Below are 15897 nucleotides of genomic sequence, written 5' to 3' on the forward strand. Positions count from 1 at the left end.
TTAGGCTTTGTCAATCTAATTATGAATTGGAGTGAATGATCATGCCATCCGAATTATTGAATCATGTAAAGACGGAACGACTTGTGAACGATACGCTGCAACTTGTAAACACACCGAGTCCGACTGGGGATACACGGAAAGTCGCAGATCTGTATGAAAGACTTCTTCAAGATGTGGGTTGCAAGGTCGAGCGGTTCGAATTGATCGAGAACAATCCAACGCTAGTCGCGACCTATGGCGGAGAGTTTCCGGGGAAAACGATTATTTTCAACGGGCATATGGACACCGTTACGCTAGCCCATGAGCCTGCCTCCATCCAAGGGGAGCGGATTTACGGCAGGGGAGCATGCGACATGAAAGGTTCGCTTGCTTGTATTGTAGAAGTGCTTAGGGTGCTCAGAGAAAACGAGGTTAAACTTCATGGACAAATCGTTATTATCGCGAACAGCTTGCATGAGAGCCCGGGCGGCCGGGGAGAAGATCTAATCGCTTTGGCAGAGCAGCTGAAGCTGACTGCGGATGTTGCGATTGTCATGGAAGGCGCGACAACGGAATGTACGATTGCCCAGTTCGGTTCCGCCACGTTTGAAATTACGATCAGCAGAGAAGGGGAGACCAGCCATCAATTGTATACTCCACCCCAAACGGCACATCCCATTCATGTCGCAGCGGATATTATTCAGCTACTGCAATCGTTGAACGTAGAGCTGGAGCGCGACTATGTGGAAGATATCGGGTACGCTTCTTATTTTATCGGGTCCGTCCATAGCGGGCAATTTTACAATCAGCATCCTAAGACAGCGGAGATAGTCGGCGTTAGGCGTTATAGTCCGCAGACTACTTTCGCAGAAGTGGACGAGGAGTTCAGGAGGCATTTGAAGCCCATTGCCGATAAGCATGGAGTCGAAATCGATCTTAACCTAGAGAAGGTTCGTGACGGCTACCGTCTAGATAAGAGCAACCCCGCAATCGGCGTTCTCGTCCAAGCCATTCAGGCCGTCAGAGGTATTTCAGTCCCGTTAGTCGGGAAGAAGGTAGTAACGGATGCGGGTATTATCGCGAATGATTTCAAGACTCCCGCGTTATGTCATGGTCCGGATCAACGAAGCGCTCACGGCGATGTCGAGTATGTAGAAATCAGAGAGCTTGAATTGGCGGCAAAAGTATATTTGGAGTTTATAGATCTTTATTTGAAAAACTAAAATCGGGCTAGCAGCCAGGGGGAGATGATGGACTATTCTAAAAAAGCAGCCATTACGAAATCAACTCCTGGTTATTTTCATTATATTTATCGCGGTTATCGCATTAGTCATGGGCATTACCTATAGCCAATCTCAAAAGATGATTTATCAAAAAAACCAAGAGTACTCCGTCGAGCTGCTCGATAAGATTGCGCAGTATATAAGATCGCAGATCGAAAACGTGGACGGGGTTATCGTTAATTCCTCATTCAACACGGATGTTCATCAGTATCTTAAGGTCGATAATCTGCTTGATAAAATAGAGTTGTTCAAGAGAGTGGATCTGCAGCTTGCGATGGTCAGCCAGTTGAAAAACGGCGTTCAGAACATGATCATCCTCGGCGAGAACGGGAACAATATGAATTTGGTGTCGGGTCGGAGCATGAAACAGGCTGTAATGGAAACGGTTGCGGACCTGAAGAAGCATGATCACTCAACGATCAAACCGCTTTATTCCGGACTGAAAAAAGTAGTAGATAACAATATGGAGAGATACTACTTTACCGTAGGCACTAACATCAATAATATTAACCCCTCTTATCCATTAGGATACCTAATCGTCATCTTGGACATGGATTCCTTGTTTCCCAAATTCGAGACAATGCTGGAAAACGGCTTTGGCAATTTCTATGTTTTGGACCGTAATGGGGTCGTTTGTGCCAGTAACGAATTGTCCATCATCGGACAGAAGTTGGACCTCTCGCAATATGGGGATGAGTCGTCCAGCGATTATATTATTCAATCTACCGATGTGGAGGAATTCCAGGGCAAAGTCGTAAACATTTATTCGAAGCGGAACTTGTACAGAGGATTAGAGCAGACACGAGCCGTTTATTTGTGGATTTTCGCATTATTTATCCCATTTCTGTGTTTGTTGCTTTGGGTGACCAATCGGAACGTGCTTGGACCCATCCGTTATTTCATTAAGTTTATCCAAATTCAGCAAGTCAAAAATATTGTTAGCGAGCAGCGCAGGCTTGAATTAAAGGGTTACCACGAAATCGTCGTCATGGCCGACAAATTTAACGATATGTTGGACGAGATTGACCAATTAACGGATGAAGTCGTTTCTTCGAAAACACGCATAATCGCTCTAGGGCTCATTAAAAAACAAGCCGAGCTTGCCTATTTAAAGCAACAGGTTAACCCGCATTTTCTGTATAACATTCTCGAATCGATGAAAGGGATGGCCAGTGAGGTCGGAGCGCATGATCTCAGAGGAATTATCGTCGCCTTAGGCAAGATGCTGCGATATAGCATCAAAGGGCAAGACGAGGTGACGCTTGCCGAGGAACTGGAGATCGCCAACAGTTACTTAATGCTACAACAGTTCAGATTCGATGACCGCTTTAAAACTTTTATCTCCATCCCCCAGAAACTGTTGAACTATCGCGTAATCAAGATGATCCTTCAGCCGATATTGGAAAATGCGATCACGCACGGATTGGAAAATCGAATAGAGACGGGAGCATTGTGGGTCACCGCGGAAGAGACGCCAAACGGAGATGTTATCATTCGCGTGAAAGACGATGGCCTTGGAATGACGCAAGAGAGATTGTCTGCCATATGCAACGAGTTGGAGAGCGAGGAGGATTTCTTTGATACTAAGAAGGGCCGGGAGCATCTGGGCATTCTCAACGTGCATAATCGCTTGAGAACAGCTTATGGGCCGAACTACGGATTAACTATTACGAGCATGCCGGGCATGGGTACGGAAGTCATATTGAGGCTGCCCAAGAAAGAGGGATGACGATGTTGAAAGTGATCCTAATTGACGATGAAAAGTGGATAGTCAAAAGCTTGAAAAGCTCGATTGATTGGCATGGGCTGGGCTATGAAATAATTGGCGAGGCGTTCAATGGACTAGAAGGGTATGACAAAATAAAGAGTCTGTTGCCGGATATCGTATTTACGGATATTCGGATGCCCGGCATGGACGGTATTGAGCTCATGCGTAGGATTAACGAATTAAATCTAGATGTCCAGTTTGTTATTACATCGGGTTATAAGGAATTCGAGTTTGCCAAAAAAGCGATCCAATACGGCGCATTGGATTATTGTCTGAAGCCGTTCGATGAAATGGAAATGACAGGCATCCTTGAGCGATTCAGCAAAAGAAAAAGCGATCTGAAAGCGATGCAGCAGACGGAGCTGCTAAGCCTGCTTCAAGAGGGGGATGTTCATTCCCGGGAACATCTGCGGATGTTGTTGCGCAAGATGGGATTTGAGTGGGATGAGCAGGCCGGCGCGACGATCGTGGTCGTTATAGGAGAAGGGGAGCTCCACCTATTGCCCGGCATTAATCAATTGAGCTTGCGAACGGGGCGAAGCAAGAGGGTGCTCTTCTTCGAGGGGAATCAAACGACGGCTCTCGAAGCTAGCTTGGCTGTAAATTTTCCTCCCGATGTTCAGGGGATTGGAATCGGAGCTTGGGTAAGTGACGTTACATCCATTATTCAGGCCATCGAGGCTGCTGATGAAGCTGCATATCATTTTTTTATAACGGGGCAGCATGGGTTCTGGGGCGGGGTAAGCCCGGAAAGCCATACTGACAAGCTGAAAGAAATGCTGTTAAAGCTGAGCAGAACCCAGAACGGAGAGTACATCAAGGCTGTGGTTGCGGAAATAGAGGCGCTCATTAACGAGAAGCGGTTTACCATTCGGAATGCGTTATTTTTCTATCATGCCGCTCTGTTCAGTGTTTATCATCTGGAAGAAGAGTGGCTGATGACCTATGAGGAGCTCGTACACAAATTCGGCAACGTGAAACGAATGAACGATAGCGTTGCTTCTTTGCTAGCCGGGCATTATACCCAATCTTCACCATCGACCGGCGGGTATTCCCGAAATAGTACCTACCTCAAGATTGTCGACTACATTGATGCTCATTACAAGGAGGAGGTTTCCTTGCAGAGCATATCCGAGAAGCTTGATTTGAACTTAAGCTATATCAGCCAACTATTTCGCAAGGAAAGCTCGAATACGTTTTTGCAGTATTTAACTAAAAAAAGAATGGCTTGTGCCAGCGAGCTATTGAAATCAACGACGATGTCGATTCAGGAAATAGCGGAACATGTCGGATATTCGGATTATTTTCATTTTGCTAAGTTATTCAAGAAGAGCACGGGACAAACGGCCACCCAGTGTCGGGAACGGAGCGGAATCGATAATCAATGATATCGTTTCCGGCCACCCCATTTTTGCAAACGGTTACAATACTAAAAAATGAACATATCTCATCTAAAGCTGGAACATGTTCATTAAATTGCGAAAAGTTATAATCAAATTGTTAACTATAACTTTAACTACATTATATGTTATTAAAGTTAACAAAATATAACTTGGGGGGCATCACATGAAAGCTAGTTATCAGAAATTTTTGTCTTCGGTAATCATTTTCTGTCTGCTATTTGTAACCGCTTGCAGTTCGAACGCAACGAAGGAGAGCAACTCTAGTGAGAGTCCGTCTAGTCAATCGCCGTCTGGTCAGTCAAGCGCAGCTGCTAAAGAGGAGTATGTCATTAAAATCCTTACTCAAGAAAATAATCAGATCAAGAGAAGCGACGAGACCGAGATCGGGAAAATGATTAAAGAGAAATTCAACATTGTTTTTGACTATGTTCAGACACCGGGGAATTATGCCGACAAGCTAAATCTCATGTTGGCGGGCGGAGATTATCCGGAAATTATAAGAATTCAGGATAATGCGACCTTCGACAAATACGTTCAGGCGAATACACTGTTGCCATTGGATGATTTCGTTGCAAGCGCCCCGGAATTTGCCAAGAGATACAGCGTGCAGATTCCACTTTGGCGGTTGGCTTCTAATGACGGCAAACTATACAAGTGGGAGGGCGGCGTGCCCGTTGACTTCAAGAACAACGTAGAAGTACTTGACATCGGCGTACGGACCGATGTACTCGAACAACAGGGCTGGCCAAACTTGTTATCTACCGATGATTATATCAAATTCTTAAAGCAAGGCATGAAGGACAACCCGACGACGAATGGACAGAAGACGATTGGTATGATTGTGCCATTCGCCGAGCCATGGGGGATGCAGGGAATTTCGAGCATTATGTACGAGAAGGGCGGCAGGTACTCGACTGCGGCAGGAAACATGGGCGTGGTTTGGAATCAGGTAGATAAGAAATTCGAAGACATGATGACGAATGAATATGTCAAAGAGGGCCTTGGTTTCTTCAACCGTCTCTATCGCGAAGGTATTCTGGACAAGGATTCCTTTACGGACAAGATGGACCAGTTCCAAGAAAAGCTTAACAGCGGCAGAGCGTTATCTTCTTGGTATGTCGTCTGGGGGCTAACTACAGCCAACCATGGTTTAATAGATGCGGGACATCCCGAGAATCAATATATCAACATGCCTGTTCGCAGCAAGACTCAAATGGAACGTAACGAGAAACGCCAAATTCGCGTTGAAGATACCCGTCCATACACTATCTACGCCATTACCAAAAATGCGAAGCATCCTGAACGTATTAAGGAATTGTTGGCATGGGCGGCCACTGAAGAGGGCAAACTTCTTCTCCAATCCGGAGTAGAAGGGGAGGACTATACAATAGTAGACGGTAAGCGTCAACCGACCGAGGCTTACAGGAAAAATCTCTCTAACGTCGATGCCCTAAGAAGTAAGGGTTATGGAATGTTTGATTTCTTGGGATCGGTATTGTCAAATGCGCCGGATGGCGTTCCCTACTCGATGGAATTGAATCCGGCTATCCAAGATGAGCTGCAACTAACAGAGGGGATGCGTAATGCGTATTCCAAGCTGGGCTGGACGAGTTCGAAAGATTATTTTATTAAAACCGGGGAGAGTGCCAACACTGGAGTAGCAGGTACGATCACTGTCGATACAACGTCCGATCTCGGAGCCTTGCATCAGAAGATCGTGGATTTCCGTGTGAAGAACTCGGCTAAGCTAATAATCGAACCTAAGACGGATGAAGAGTTCGAATCCATGTACCAATCCGTAATCGCCGATTATCAGAAGCTGAAACCGGAGACGGTCGTTGCTGAATACAACAGGCTTTACCAAGAAAAGCAAGCGAGATTGAATGAACTTAAGTAAAGCATCAGGAAGAGGAGTTTCCTATGATTAAGGCCGGAGTACATCCAGTTAAACGCGTTAAGTCCAGAAACCTGGTTCGAAACCGTTATCTTTATGCTATGCTGCTGCCGGCTGTTTTGCTGGTATTCGTATTCTGGTATGTTCCGCTTACCGGATGGCTCATTGCCTTTGTCCAATACCGTCCGGGTATTCCCTTATTATCCGCCAAATGGACCGGATTGCAGCAGTTCATCGGATTTTTCACCGATACTGACGATTATGTCCATTTGATTCGAAATACGTTGGCCATTAATATAAGTTCCTTAATCGCGAACATGACAACGGCATTTCTGTTTGCGATCTTGTTAAATGAAATAAGGTGGCGTTATTTCAGTAAACTCATTCAGACCGTTACTTTCTTCCCGTTTTTCGTTTCATGGATCATTATTTATTCCCTTTCCAGCGCCATGTTTGCCACATCGGCAGGAGCCATTAACGAAACTTTGATTCAATGGGGAGTTATAGCGGAAGGGGTGAATTTACTGGGAGATCCCCGCTACTCTTGGATGTTTATGATTGCATTGGGAGTATGGAAATATGCGGGATACAACAGCGTCATCTTTATATCGGCGATCTCGGCAATCTCTTCCGAATATTATGAGGCTGCTCAGATCGATGGAGCTAACCGCTTTCAGAGGATCTTGTACATTACGATACCGGGTCTCATGCCAACCGCTATCGTACTATTGATCTTAAATAGCGGTTGGATCCTCAATTCGAATTTCGAGCAATTTTACTTGTTTACCAATGCGACAAACTGGCAGAGGATGGAAGTCTTAGATATTTACATTTATAAATACGGGCTGCAGCTGCTTAACTACCCTTACGCGACGGCGGTAGGCATCATGAAGACTTTCATAAGCCTTATTATTCTTATGGTCGTCAATCAAATTTCGAAAAAAGCGACCGGAAAAGCGATTTTCTGATCAGATAGGAGTACAAGATGAGAGAACGTTCCATTAGCGGAAGCCTGTTTGATGCGGGTAATCTGATTTTCATGCTGGCTATCCTAACTCTTATGCTGTTCCCCTTTGTCTATATCGTAAGTTACTCTCTCAGTAATCCGAGTATGTTGAAGGGGGGGCTCGTGCTATTCCCGGCAGGGTTTACGCTTGATTCCTACAAGAAGGCGTTAGGGGATTCCGCGGTATTAACCGGCGCCGGCATCTCTATCGCACGATCTATCATTGGTCCGGCGGTCATGCTGTTTTTCACCTCAATGGCCGCTTATGCGCTAACGCGCAACGATTTGGGAGGCGTTCGCTTCTTTCGCAAGTATTTCGTGTTCACGCTTTATTTCACGAGCGGAATTATTCCAATGTATTTATTGATGGGTTATCTCCAGTTAAAAGGAACCTTCCTCATCTACATTTTGCCGAGTGCGGTGTCCGTGTTCAACATGGTGCTCATCAAAACGTATATGGAAGGCTTGCCCAAAGAGATGGAAGAGGCTGCGGTAGTCGACGGCGCGAACGATATGAGAGTTTTTTTTCAAGTCATTTTTCCCGTCTGTAAGCCAGTATTCGCCGCCGTCGTCCTGTTCGAATGCGTGAACCAATGGAATGCATTCATTGATACGCAAATCTATAACACGATGTCACCGCATTTATATTCTTTGCAATATGTTTTGTACAATACGTTGAATCAATTTAACTCGCTTGAGCAATTGAAGGAACAGGGCCAGAAACAATTAACCGCTATTACACCGCAAACGTTCAAGATGGCCATTACGGTCATCACCATATTGCCCATCGCTTTCGTGTATCCTTTCCTGCAAAGGTATTTCATTAAAGGATTGTTGGTTGGATCTATCAAGGGATGAGAGGATGATCCTAAATAAAAGGAAGGGGCTGACAGCAGGCTGACAGCTCCTTCTTTTCGTTATAAGTTTCATAAACTTATTCATTGTCGATTTAATATTGAATGCTATCATCGATTAATCATGAAATTAGAGATTGCTATCGATATATTGATTGCCGTTCTACTCCTCAGCTCCATGATCAACGGCAGCAAATTCATTCCTATCATTCTCGAGCGAGGACGCCTGTTAATCGACTTCATTTTTTATGCGGCAGCCGGTGGGCGTCGGGTCAATGCCCAGAATAGGAGAGCCAGGGCACTGACTGCGGCCCCCAACAGGCACACTCCGTTCCAGCCGGCGTAAGCGTAAATGCTAGTCGATGCGATTGATCCGCTGGCGCTGCCGATGGAATAGAAAATCATGTAGCCGGCGGTAAGTCGGCTGCGTGCCTCGGGGCGTACGGTATAAATCATGCTCTGGTTGGTAACATGGACGGCTTGTACCGCCAGATCAAGGGTGATAACGCCAATGATCAATGCGAACAGCGAATGTTGGGTATAGCTGATCGGTAACCATGATACCAGCAGCAAGGCCAGTGCGACTCCGGTGGTTCTCTGTCCTAAACCTCGATCGGCGAGACGACCTGCTCGAGCTGCCGCTAATGCTCCGGCAACCCCGGCGAGGCCGAATGCTCCAATGGCGGTATGCGAAAGAGACAGCGGCGGCTCACTAAGCGGGAGCACCAGCGAGGTCCATAATATGCTGAACACGGTAAAAATCAAGAGAGCCAGCACGGCGCGGACACGCAGTATTCGTTCTTGCACGAACAACGCGAGTACCGAACGAATTAATTGTGGATAGGATAGCGACGCTCGTTTACGTTCATCATTCGGCAGCACCAGGAACAACACGCCAGCCATGATCAGCGTTAATGCCGCAGAGACGAGATAGACCGAACGCCAGCCTGCTAAATCGGTCAATATGCCAGCAACGGTTCGCGCAAGTAAAATACCGATCACCACACCGCTCGTAACCAATCCGACTACGCGTCCGCGTTCCGACGGGGCAGCCAAAGTCGCAGCGAACGCAACGAGCACCTGCGTCACTACGGCAAGCAGTCCGACCGCGGCCATGCCGTTGAACAGAACCGTACTGTTAGGTGCGGTGCCAACCACGATCAGAACGAACGCGGATAATAGCATTTGACCGGCGATCAGCCGACGTCGATTCAGAAGATCGCCGAGCGGCACCAACAGCAGTAGTCCCAGCGCATAACAAATCTGAGTTATGCTAATGACAATGCCAACGGATGAATGGGCGATACCGAACTCGCTCGCCAGAGCATCCAGCAACGGGTGCGCGTAATAGATGTTGGCGACAGCAAGCCCGCAAGCCATTGCGAATAGGAGTGCAGACTTCTTCATTTTCATAATCACATCTCTTTTTATTATTTATTTACCGAACGATATAATTTACTGATCGGTATGAAATGATTTTACGTAAATATACTAGTGTAAACTCGACACGTCAAGAAAATATTTATGATATTTGACAACATTCTCTTCAAAAGAATAAAATCATACTATACTGAACGATACAAAAAGAAGGTGTTGTCATGGTACGACCACGGGAGTTTGACGAGGAAAAGGCGTTAGACGCAGCTATGCAACTATTTTGGGAGAAGGGGTTTGAAGCTACCTCTTTAAGCGATTTGACGTCCAGAATGGGCATTCAGAGACCAAGCATATACGCAGCCTTTGGAGATAAAAAAGAACTGTTCGAAGCCGCGCTCCGGAAATATACGCGATTCCACGCTTCCTTTGTACGGGCTAGACTTCAAAACAATTCATCTGTAATAGAAGGTTTTCGTGCTTATTTTGAAGGAATAGTGGCAGAGGAATATAAAGAAAGTCCAAACCGGGGATGCTTCTGCATCAATACGATGGTGGAACTTGCGCCGCATGATGAGAAATTTGAAATTCTTACACGGGAGCATCAAATGTATCTTTCGGCAATATTCCAAGAAACAATCGAGCGAGGCATACGATCGGGTGAGCTTAAAACCGGTACGAACGCCAAAGCTCTAGCGCAGACGCTAGTTTTGTCGTTAATCGGGCTGACGGTGATGATGAAGTCTCGGCCCGAAAGATCTTTTGTTGATAATTCGGTTGAGGTAATCCTTACTTTGCTTGTTACTAGTTAGGTCCTAGACTAATCCCATAATGAAAAGCAGGTAACAATACGATGCATAAAACACCTTTCACCGTGAAATAATTGATCGGACTAGTTGATTATCTAAACGGTGGGAGTGTTTATTGTGGCAGAAAGAAGTATCCTTGCCTATTTCAAGAGTCCTGAGCAAGCAAAAGAGGCTTTAACGAAAGTGAAATCTCTTCGGCTAGTGGATAGTGCCATTGACCGCTTCGACGGGTATCCCGGGGGTGGGATGGATCATATTGCGAATCCATTGACCGGTGGTTTTCCGGGTTTAGGTTATTTAACTCTCGGAGGAGATTTTACAGATCGAGACGCCAGCATTTTGGCTGCAACCAGTGTCAGCGCAAGCGGGTTTAGTTCAGGCGGCCCAGGAAATACAGTGACGGGATATGACATTTTATTGACTCTCGTACTAGAAGAAGAGGATTATGATGAAGCGTTGAAAATAGTTCAAGACGCAGGAGCATTATAGAGCGACTTTGATAGGCCACGCGTTTGGTTTTATCTGACTGCCAAACAAACAACCATCATCTATAGGGATGATGGTTGTTTGTACGACTGAGGTGATAGAATTCTGCCTTAATGCTTTACCTAGTTTTAGAGGCAAGCAACGGGAACAATGGACCTTTAATCGGCTGGTCCTTCTCCAAGCCATTCCCGTCCGTAACCGTGTGGGCCGCGCCGCTGTACGTAATCCCGTCAGGCATATAGATGATAGCCAGCGTTCTGCGAGGGCAATCGGTAACATTTGCATGGGCATAATGGAACGTTAATCCGTTGTGAAAGGTGCAGCTTCCCGCTTTAAGCGGTACGATAACCGGCTTCTGGTCATCCAATTGCCCGCCTTCGACATAGTCGAATAGGTTGGTTGGGTTCGCTAAATCGATACTCGTTAATTTCCCCAGTTTGTGGGGTTTCGGTACGAAAGCCATACAGCCGTTTTGTTCGTTGACGTCGTCCAAGGCGATCCAGATCGACATCATTCCTCTAGTTGTTTCATTAACCGGCCAGAACGGAGTATCCTGATGCTAAGGCGTCGGCTTGGAATCGCCCGGCATTTTCCATAGTCCATGATCATGGAAAAAACGGATTTCGTTTGCTCCCGTCAAGGCTAGAGCGGACTCGGCGAATCGTTTATGGAAGCTGAAAGCACCCATTCCTCCATGATCTCTCCAAGTGTTAACCTTCTTATCGAGTGGATTATCGCACGATATCACCCTACGTCCGCTTCGTGCATGAAGTGGAAATTGCCAAAGGCGCCCATTCACCCGAAAGATTTATTTACGATCACGAATTTATTTACATTGTTAAAGGAAGCGGCCGTCTTCGGATCGAAGATCGCGAATATGCGATGGAGCCGGGAGATTTATTATATATACGCCCGCACAAAGTGAATGAGATGTTCGTTTCCGAAGGGGAACCTATGCTTTGTTTTGCCGTCCATTTCGATTATGTATTCCTCGGGGAAGCGGTAGATTTTTCCCCCTATTCGGTTTATTTAGGGCGGAAGCCGGAAGAGGCGGCACTGGATACGAGCTGGCTGAAGGCTAGACCGGATGCGGAGCTTATCGATATGGACATTCCTGAACGGATTAGGCCGGCGCGGGTGCATCAGTTTTTCGATATTTTCCGGCTGTTATGCCAGCAATTTCAGGAATCGAGGACGGATTCTCAAATATGGCTGAAGTCGTCCATGCTGCATCTAATCGGACTTGTCCATCAGGAACTGACTACGAAAGAAGGCATCTGGATAGGCCATTCCCATGTGGATCTGATGTTGGACGCGATTCAATTCATGCAGCAGAAGTATACGCAGAAAATAGATTTGCCGACGCTGGCTTCGCGGGCCACGCTGTCGCCTAAATATTTCGAACTCGCTTACGATCGAGCAGATCGCCGATCGGGTCGGCAAAGGCGACCTGTTCTACTTCAGCAAGCTGTTCAAGAAAATGGAAGGCATGCCCCCGAAGAAATATGCCGATTCATTAAAATGGTTGAGCACGAAAGGATTGTAAGTAAATTGTATTATCGCACAAAAAAATACCCGCCATTCCTTACGAGGATGACGGGGCTGAATGCTGACCAATCGTTAATTAATAACCGACCCGCAAGATGATCACCAAGAGAACGAAAAGCACAAGCGCAATTGCAGCAGCACCCATTCCACCGCCGTAGCCACAACCTACACCAGTACCTGCAACAGGGTAACCCAAGTCTATCACCACTGTGCGTTTATTATGACAATAGTCATGTAAACAGCTTATGTTGGGATAAGTATATGGTCAGTACAATTACCCAGCGCATCGAAAATCAGGCACTTGCACAAACAAGCCTGAACTTAAGCGTGACGAGGTTATTTTTGCTTTTTCATCGCTAACTGTTCCTTTAAAAGCTTATAACGTTGAATGCCGCTTATTCCTAAAATAAACCCAGCCGCCAGCAGAATAATTCCAAGCACCTTCTTATCGAAGAGAATGTCTGCGATCCCGAACAGAATGAGCATAAGGCCGATCACGGATATGACGAGCGGGTTCGTTTGTTTAGGCTTCGATTGTTGCTTCATTGGACACCTCGTTTTCCTTAGATATATATGGTAAAAGTATAGCTCAATTGGTCATCCTCTGCTGAATATTTTGAAATCCTCAGGACACCTTATGAGGGGTAATCAATTATTTTGAGGAGGTTTTATCTTGAAAAAGTTTCTTGCCAGCATGACGATGTGCACAAGTTTATCCTTGGTTCTTATGGTACCCGCTTTTGCCGAAAGCACAGCCAGCCACACGCCCGGCCACACCACGAGTACGCTGAATACTCCAACGCCTTACAGCACGACGCCTTACAGCACCACTGTCCCCGGCACGTATAATTCGAATTTCAACCGGATGACAACGGACGGAACTTATAGACCGTACGGGACGGACGGAACTTATAACCCGTATGGAACATACGGCGCTTATGATGGAACGAGAATGAACGCTTATCGGCCATACAATGCGGCTCGTACGACCACTCGGGCGTTGGACACAACAACGAGAAGAACATCTAACTGGGGCTGGTTAGGATTGCTTGGACTATTCGGATTAGCGGGCATGCGGAGCCGGAACCGCGACGAAATAAAATAAGGTAAATATCAGGGCATAATAAATCCCCGTGCAGCCAACAAGGCTTAGCGGGGATTTAAATGCCTAAAGTTCAATCGGCGAACACCGCCGAGCCGCTTTGAAGGGATGTTACGCGAGCCAACGATTCAATATCATAGCCAAGCTCCCTAAGCTTGCTTCCGCCGTTCTGAAATGCTTTCTCGATAACGATCCCGATACCGGCAACCTCGGCGCCGGCATTCTCCACGATTCTGGCCATGGCGAGGGCCGCTTCCCCGTTGGCGAGAAAATCGTCGATAAGTAGTACCCGATCGCTCGGAGAAAGCAGCTTTCTTGAAATGGACACTTCGCTTTCTTCCTTCTTCGTGAACGAGTACACCTTCTCCGTATAGAGGTCATCTTGAAGCGTTAAGGACTTTCTCTTGCGGGCGAAAATAACCGATACGCCAAGCTCTAGAGCCGTCATAACGGCCGGAGCGATTCCCGACGATTCGATCGTTACGATCTTCGTTATTCCGCTCTCGCGAAACCGATTAGCGAACGTTCTGCCGATTTCCTGCATAAGCAGAGGGTCGATCTGGTGATTGAGAAAGGAATCCACCTTCAACACTTGGTCGCTCAGAACGATTCCTTCCTCGATAATTTTCCTCTTCAGCAGCTCCATCTTCGTGCCCCCTTTTTCAACATTTTAACATTAGAGATCAAGTTAGGGACAACGATATATTTTGGAATTAGTAGATTAATAGTGAAAATTTTGATTGCCTATACATAAAATTTTCCATCCAAACAAATACTGAGCGCAGAATGCATAATCGAATCTCAGTAGGCGATGGAGGAATAAATCGAATGAAAGCAATAAACGGCATGAGATTTTGGAAAATAGGGCTGCTCATAAGCGTTGGTTTAATATTAGGTGGATTGCCAGCCTATGCGGTGTCTTTTGCGCCGATGAACACGGACAAGCCTGTTCACCGGCAAATTGCCGTTGTCATTGACGACTTCGGCAACGGCATGAAGGGCACGGAGCAGATGCTGCAGCTTCCGATCAAGCTGACGGTTGCCGTTATGCCTTTCCTGCCCACGACCAAACAAGATGCGGAAGCGGCTCACCGCAAAGGCCATGACGTCATCGTCCATCTCCCGATGGAGCCTATTAGGGGCTTGCGCAGCTGGCTCGGACCTGGGGCGATAACGACCGACCTGCCGGACGCCGAAATCCGTAAACGCGTCGAAGCGGCTATTGCCGACGTGCCCCACGCAATCGGAATGAACAATCATATGGGTTCCAAAGCAACGGCGGATAAACGAGTGATGCGAATCGTCCTGCAAGTGTGCAAGGATAAAGGGTTATTTTTCCTCGATAGCCGTACTTCCTATCGGACGGTGGTACCCAAAGTAGCGGAGGAGATCGGGGTCGTCACGCTCCATAACGACGTCTTCTTGGATGACGTGTACACGCACAATCATGTTCTGCGGCAAATTGCCGTCATGAAGAAATTTCTTATCCATAATGAGCGATGCATCGTTATTGGCCATGTCGGCCCTCCGGGGCTATATACCTCCGGCGTCCTGAAGAACGTTATACCGGAGCTGCAGAGCAATGCGACATTCGTGCCTTTAACTCAGCTTCTTCCCATGCCAGCTCCGTTCATGGAGCAAAGCAACGGTACCCGATAATCCCGTTGGCAATAGCGGCGGCTATCCGATTCTGTCCGGGAATGGACGTCAGCATCTTCCGATCACCCGGATCGTTCAGGAATGCCGTCTCAACGATAACGCTGGGTACCTGAACGCGGTTAAGCAAATAAAATTGATTCGCGACGCGAGGAAGACGGCTTCTTCCTTGCTGCAAATTAAGGCTATTCTGAATGAAGCCCGCCAGCAAAGTGCTGCGGCCTTCATCTTGGTGGATAACGAGCGGACCTCTATTTTTCGTTTTTGGAGCCCAATTAACATGGATACTCACGAACAGCGACGCGCCGATTTCATCGGACAATCCCCGTCTTTGCGATAAATCCCGCCGATGCCGCGAACGCGAGGCTTGCCAACGGTTATCGTCGCTAAGCGCATAATCCCCGGTGCGGTTGAGAATGACCTTGAGCCCTTTGCTGCGCAGCAATAAATAAAGCTTACGGGCAATCGCAAGGTTGATATCCTTCTCAAGGACGCCGTTCCAATGGGTTCCGCCATCGATTCCGCCGTGGCCAGCATCAATAAGCACGTCAGCCGTCGGCAATGCTCGCTTAATGTCAGCAGGCTCTCCAGCCTTCCAACTCGTCAATAACAGCACTGAACATAAAATCAACAAAACTCGTAACAATGCGGCTTCTCCTCCGATCTCAGACCCTTGACTAAGCTTTTCTGCTTATTATCGTGGCACAAACTTGCCAACCTCATGCAAAAGCGTTC

16 protein-coding genes and 1 pseudogene are annotated in these 15897 nt (G+C 46.9%); 11 read left to right on the forward strand and 6 right to left on the reverse strand.

Annotation, left to right across the window (positions count from 1 at the left end; genetic code table 11):
* The first annotated feature begins 41 nt into the window (after positions 1–41).
* The 6 genes from K7P76_RS30495 (at position 42) to K7P76_RS30520 (ending at position 8191) form a co-directional block, all read left to right on the forward strand.
* Positions 42–1202 carry a M20 family metallopeptidase gene (locus tag K7P76_RS30495; RefSeq protein WP_232189880.1) on the forward strand — a complete coding sequence of 387 codons (1161 nt, stop codon included), beginning with the start codon at positions 42–44 and terminating at the stop codon, positions 1200–1202.
* Between the two features lie 139 nt (positions 1203–1341).
* Positions 1342–2991: a sensor histidine kinase gene (locus K7P76_RS30500; RefSeq protein WP_232189881.1), complete on the forward strand. Its 1650-nt coding sequence runs from the start codon at positions 1342–1344 to the stop codon at positions 2989–2991.
* A gap of 2 nt (positions 2992–2993) precedes the next feature.
* On the forward strand, positions 2994–4418 hold the full coding sequence (locus K7P76_RS30505; RefSeq protein ID WP_232189882.1) for a response regulator transcription factor: 1425 nt from the start codon (positions 2994–2996) through the stop codon (positions 4416–4418).
* Between the two features lie 178 nt (positions 4419–4596).
* Positions 4597–6330, forward strand: coding sequence for an extracellular solute-binding protein (locus K7P76_RS30510; protein WP_232189883.1), 1734 nt, complete (start codon positions 4597–4599; stop codon positions 6328–6330).
* Positions 6331–6353: 23 nt separating this feature from the next.
* Positions 6354–7295, forward strand: coding sequence for an ABC transporter permease (locus K7P76_RS30515; protein WP_232189884.1), 942 nt, complete (start codon positions 6354–6356; stop codon positions 7293–7295).
* A gap of 17 nt (positions 7296–7312) precedes the next feature.
* A complete protein-coding gene (locus tag K7P76_RS30520; protein WP_232189885.1) occupies positions 7313–8191 on the forward strand; it encodes a carbohydrate ABC transporter permease in 879 nt (292 codons plus the stop codon).
* A gap of 242 nt (positions 8192–8433) precedes the next feature.
* On the opposite strand, the gene K7P76_RS30525 is transcribed toward K7P76_RS30520, so the two are convergent.
* A complete protein-coding gene (locus tag K7P76_RS30525) occupies positions 8434–9594 on the reverse strand; it encodes an MFS transporter (protein WP_232189886.1) in 1161 nt (386 codons plus the stop codon).
* A 191-nt stretch (positions 9595–9785) separates the two neighbouring features.
* Between K7P76_RS30525 and K7P76_RS30530 the strand changes: the two genes are divergently transcribed.
* Both K7P76_RS30530 and K7P76_RS30535 read left to right on the forward strand, forming a co-directional pair.
* Positions 9786–10373, forward strand: a complete 588-nt coding sequence (locus K7P76_RS30530) for a TetR/AcrR family transcriptional regulator (protein ID WP_232189887.1) — start codon at positions 9786–9788, stop codon at positions 10371–10373.
* 114 nt (positions 10374–10487) lie between these two features.
* A complete protein-coding gene (locus K7P76_RS30535; protein ID WP_232189888.1) occupies positions 10488–10859 on the forward strand; it encodes a hypothetical protein in 372 nt (123 codons plus the stop codon).
* 115 nt (positions 10860–10974) lie between these two features.
* Here K7P76_RS30535 and K7P76_RS30540 read toward each other — a convergent pair.
* Together K7P76_RS30540 and K7P76_RS33330 are read right to left on the reverse strand one after the other, a co-directional pair.
* Positions 10975–11403, reverse strand: a pseudogene (locus K7P76_RS30540) (phytanoyl-CoA dioxygenase family protein); the annotation flags it as partial.
* A 12-nt stretch (positions 11404–11415) separates the two neighbouring features.
* The gene (locus K7P76_RS33330; RefSeq protein WP_255678920.1) at positions 11416–11544 is read right to left on the reverse strand and encodes a hypothetical protein; all 129 of its coding nucleotides are present in this window, start codon (positions 11542–11544) and stop codon (positions 11416–11418) included.
* A gap of 83 nt (positions 11545–11627) precedes the next feature.
* Between K7P76_RS33330 and K7P76_RS33845 the strand changes: the two genes are divergently transcribed.
* Positions 11628–12503, forward strand: coding sequence for an AraC family ligand binding domain-containing protein (locus K7P76_RS33845; protein ID WP_432643703.1), 876 nt, complete (start codon positions 11628–11630; stop codon positions 12501–12503).
* A gap of 237 nt (positions 12504–12740) precedes the next feature.
* On the opposite strand, the gene K7P76_RS30560 is transcribed toward K7P76_RS33845, so the two are convergent.
* On the reverse strand, positions 12741–12950 hold the full coding sequence (locus K7P76_RS30560) for a hypothetical protein (RefSeq protein WP_232189891.1): 210 nt from the start codon (positions 12948–12950) through the stop codon (positions 12741–12743).
* A gap of 127 nt (positions 12951–13077) precedes the next feature.
* Between K7P76_RS30560 and K7P76_RS30565 the strand changes: the two genes are divergently transcribed.
* Positions 13078–13509, forward strand: coding sequence for a WGxxGxxG family protein (locus K7P76_RS30565; RefSeq protein WP_232189892.1), 432 nt, complete (start codon positions 13078–13080; stop codon positions 13507–13509).
* A gap of 70 nt (positions 13510–13579) precedes the next feature.
* On the opposite strand, the gene K7P76_RS30570 is transcribed toward K7P76_RS30565, so the two are convergent.
* Entirely contained in the window at positions 13580–14152 is a 573-nt protein-coding gene (locus K7P76_RS30570) for a xanthine phosphoribosyltransferase (RefSeq protein ID WP_232189893.1), read from the reverse strand.
* Positions 14153–14334: 182 nt separating this feature from the next.
* Here K7P76_RS30570 and K7P76_RS30575 point away from each other — a divergent pair, with 182 nt between their 5' ends.
* Complete coding sequence (locus K7P76_RS30575) at positions 14335–15165, forward strand: divergent polysaccharide deacetylase family protein (protein WP_232189894.1); 831 nt, start codon at positions 14335–14337, stop codon at positions 15163–15165.
* On the opposite strand, the gene K7P76_RS30580 is transcribed toward K7P76_RS30575, so the two are convergent.
* Positions 15137–15808, reverse strand: coding sequence for an N-acetylmuramoyl-L-alanine amidase family protein (locus tag K7P76_RS30580; protein ID WP_232189895.1), 672 nt, complete (start codon positions 15806–15808; stop codon positions 15137–15139). The genes K7P76_RS30575 and K7P76_RS30580 overlap by 29 nt on opposite strands.
* Positions 15809–15897 lie beyond the last annotated feature (89 nt).

It is taken from the genome of Cohnella silvisoli (genome assembly GCF_021190915.1).
In the GTDB taxonomy this organism is placed as follows: Bacteria; Bacillota; Bacilli; order Paenibacillales; family Paenibacillaceae; genus Cohnella; species Cohnella silvisoli.

Excerpts from the sequence above, each read along its gene's own strand:
- K7P76_RS30570 (WP_232189893.1), bottom strand. The coding sequence starts at position 14,152 with ATGGAGCTGCTGAAGAGGAAAATTATCGAGGAAGGAATCGTTCTGAGC.
- K7P76_RS30530 (WP_232189887.1), top strand. The coding sequence starts at position 9,786 with ATGGTACGACCACGGGAGTTTGACGAGGAAAAGGCGTTAGACGCAGCT.
- K7P76_RS30500 (WP_232189881.1), top strand. The coding sequence starts at position 1,342 with ATGATTTATCAAAAAAACCAAGAGTACTCCGTCGAGCTGCTCGATAAG.
- K7P76_RS33330 (WP_255678920.1), bottom strand. The coding sequence starts at position 11,544 with ATGGGTGCTTTCAGCTTCCATAAACGATTCGCCGAGTCCGCTCTAGCC.
- K7P76_RS30525 (WP_232189886.1), bottom strand. The coding sequence starts at position 9,594 with ATGAAGAAGTCTGCACTCCTATTCGCAATGGCTTGCGGGCTTGCTGTC.
- K7P76_RS30515 (WP_232189884.1), top strand. The coding sequence starts at position 6,354 with ATGATTAAGGCCGGAGTACATCCAGTTAAACGCGTTAAGTCCAGAAAC.
- K7P76_RS30510 (WP_232189883.1), top strand. The coding sequence starts at position 4,597 with ATGAAAGCTAGTTATCAGAAATTTTTGTCTTCGGTAATCATTTTCTGT.
- K7P76_RS30495 (WP_232189880.1), top strand. The coding sequence starts at position 42 with ATGCCATCCGAATTATTGAATCATGTAAAGACGGAACGACTTGTGAAC.
- K7P76_RS30560 (WP_232189891.1), bottom strand. The coding sequence starts at position 12,950 with ATGAAGCAACAATCGAAGCCTAAACAAACGAACCCGCTCGTCATATCC.
- K7P76_RS30520 (WP_232189885.1), top strand. The coding sequence starts at position 7,313 with ATGAGAGAACGTTCCATTAGCGGAAGCCTGTTTGATGCGGGTAATCTG.
- K7P76_RS30505 (WP_232189882.1), top strand. The coding sequence starts at position 2,994 with ATGTTGAAAGTGATCCTAATTGACGATGAAAAGTGGATAGTCAAAAGC.
- K7P76_RS30575 (WP_232189894.1), top strand. The coding sequence starts at position 14,335 with ATGAAAGCAATAAACGGCATGAGATTTTGGAAAATAGGGCTGCTCATA.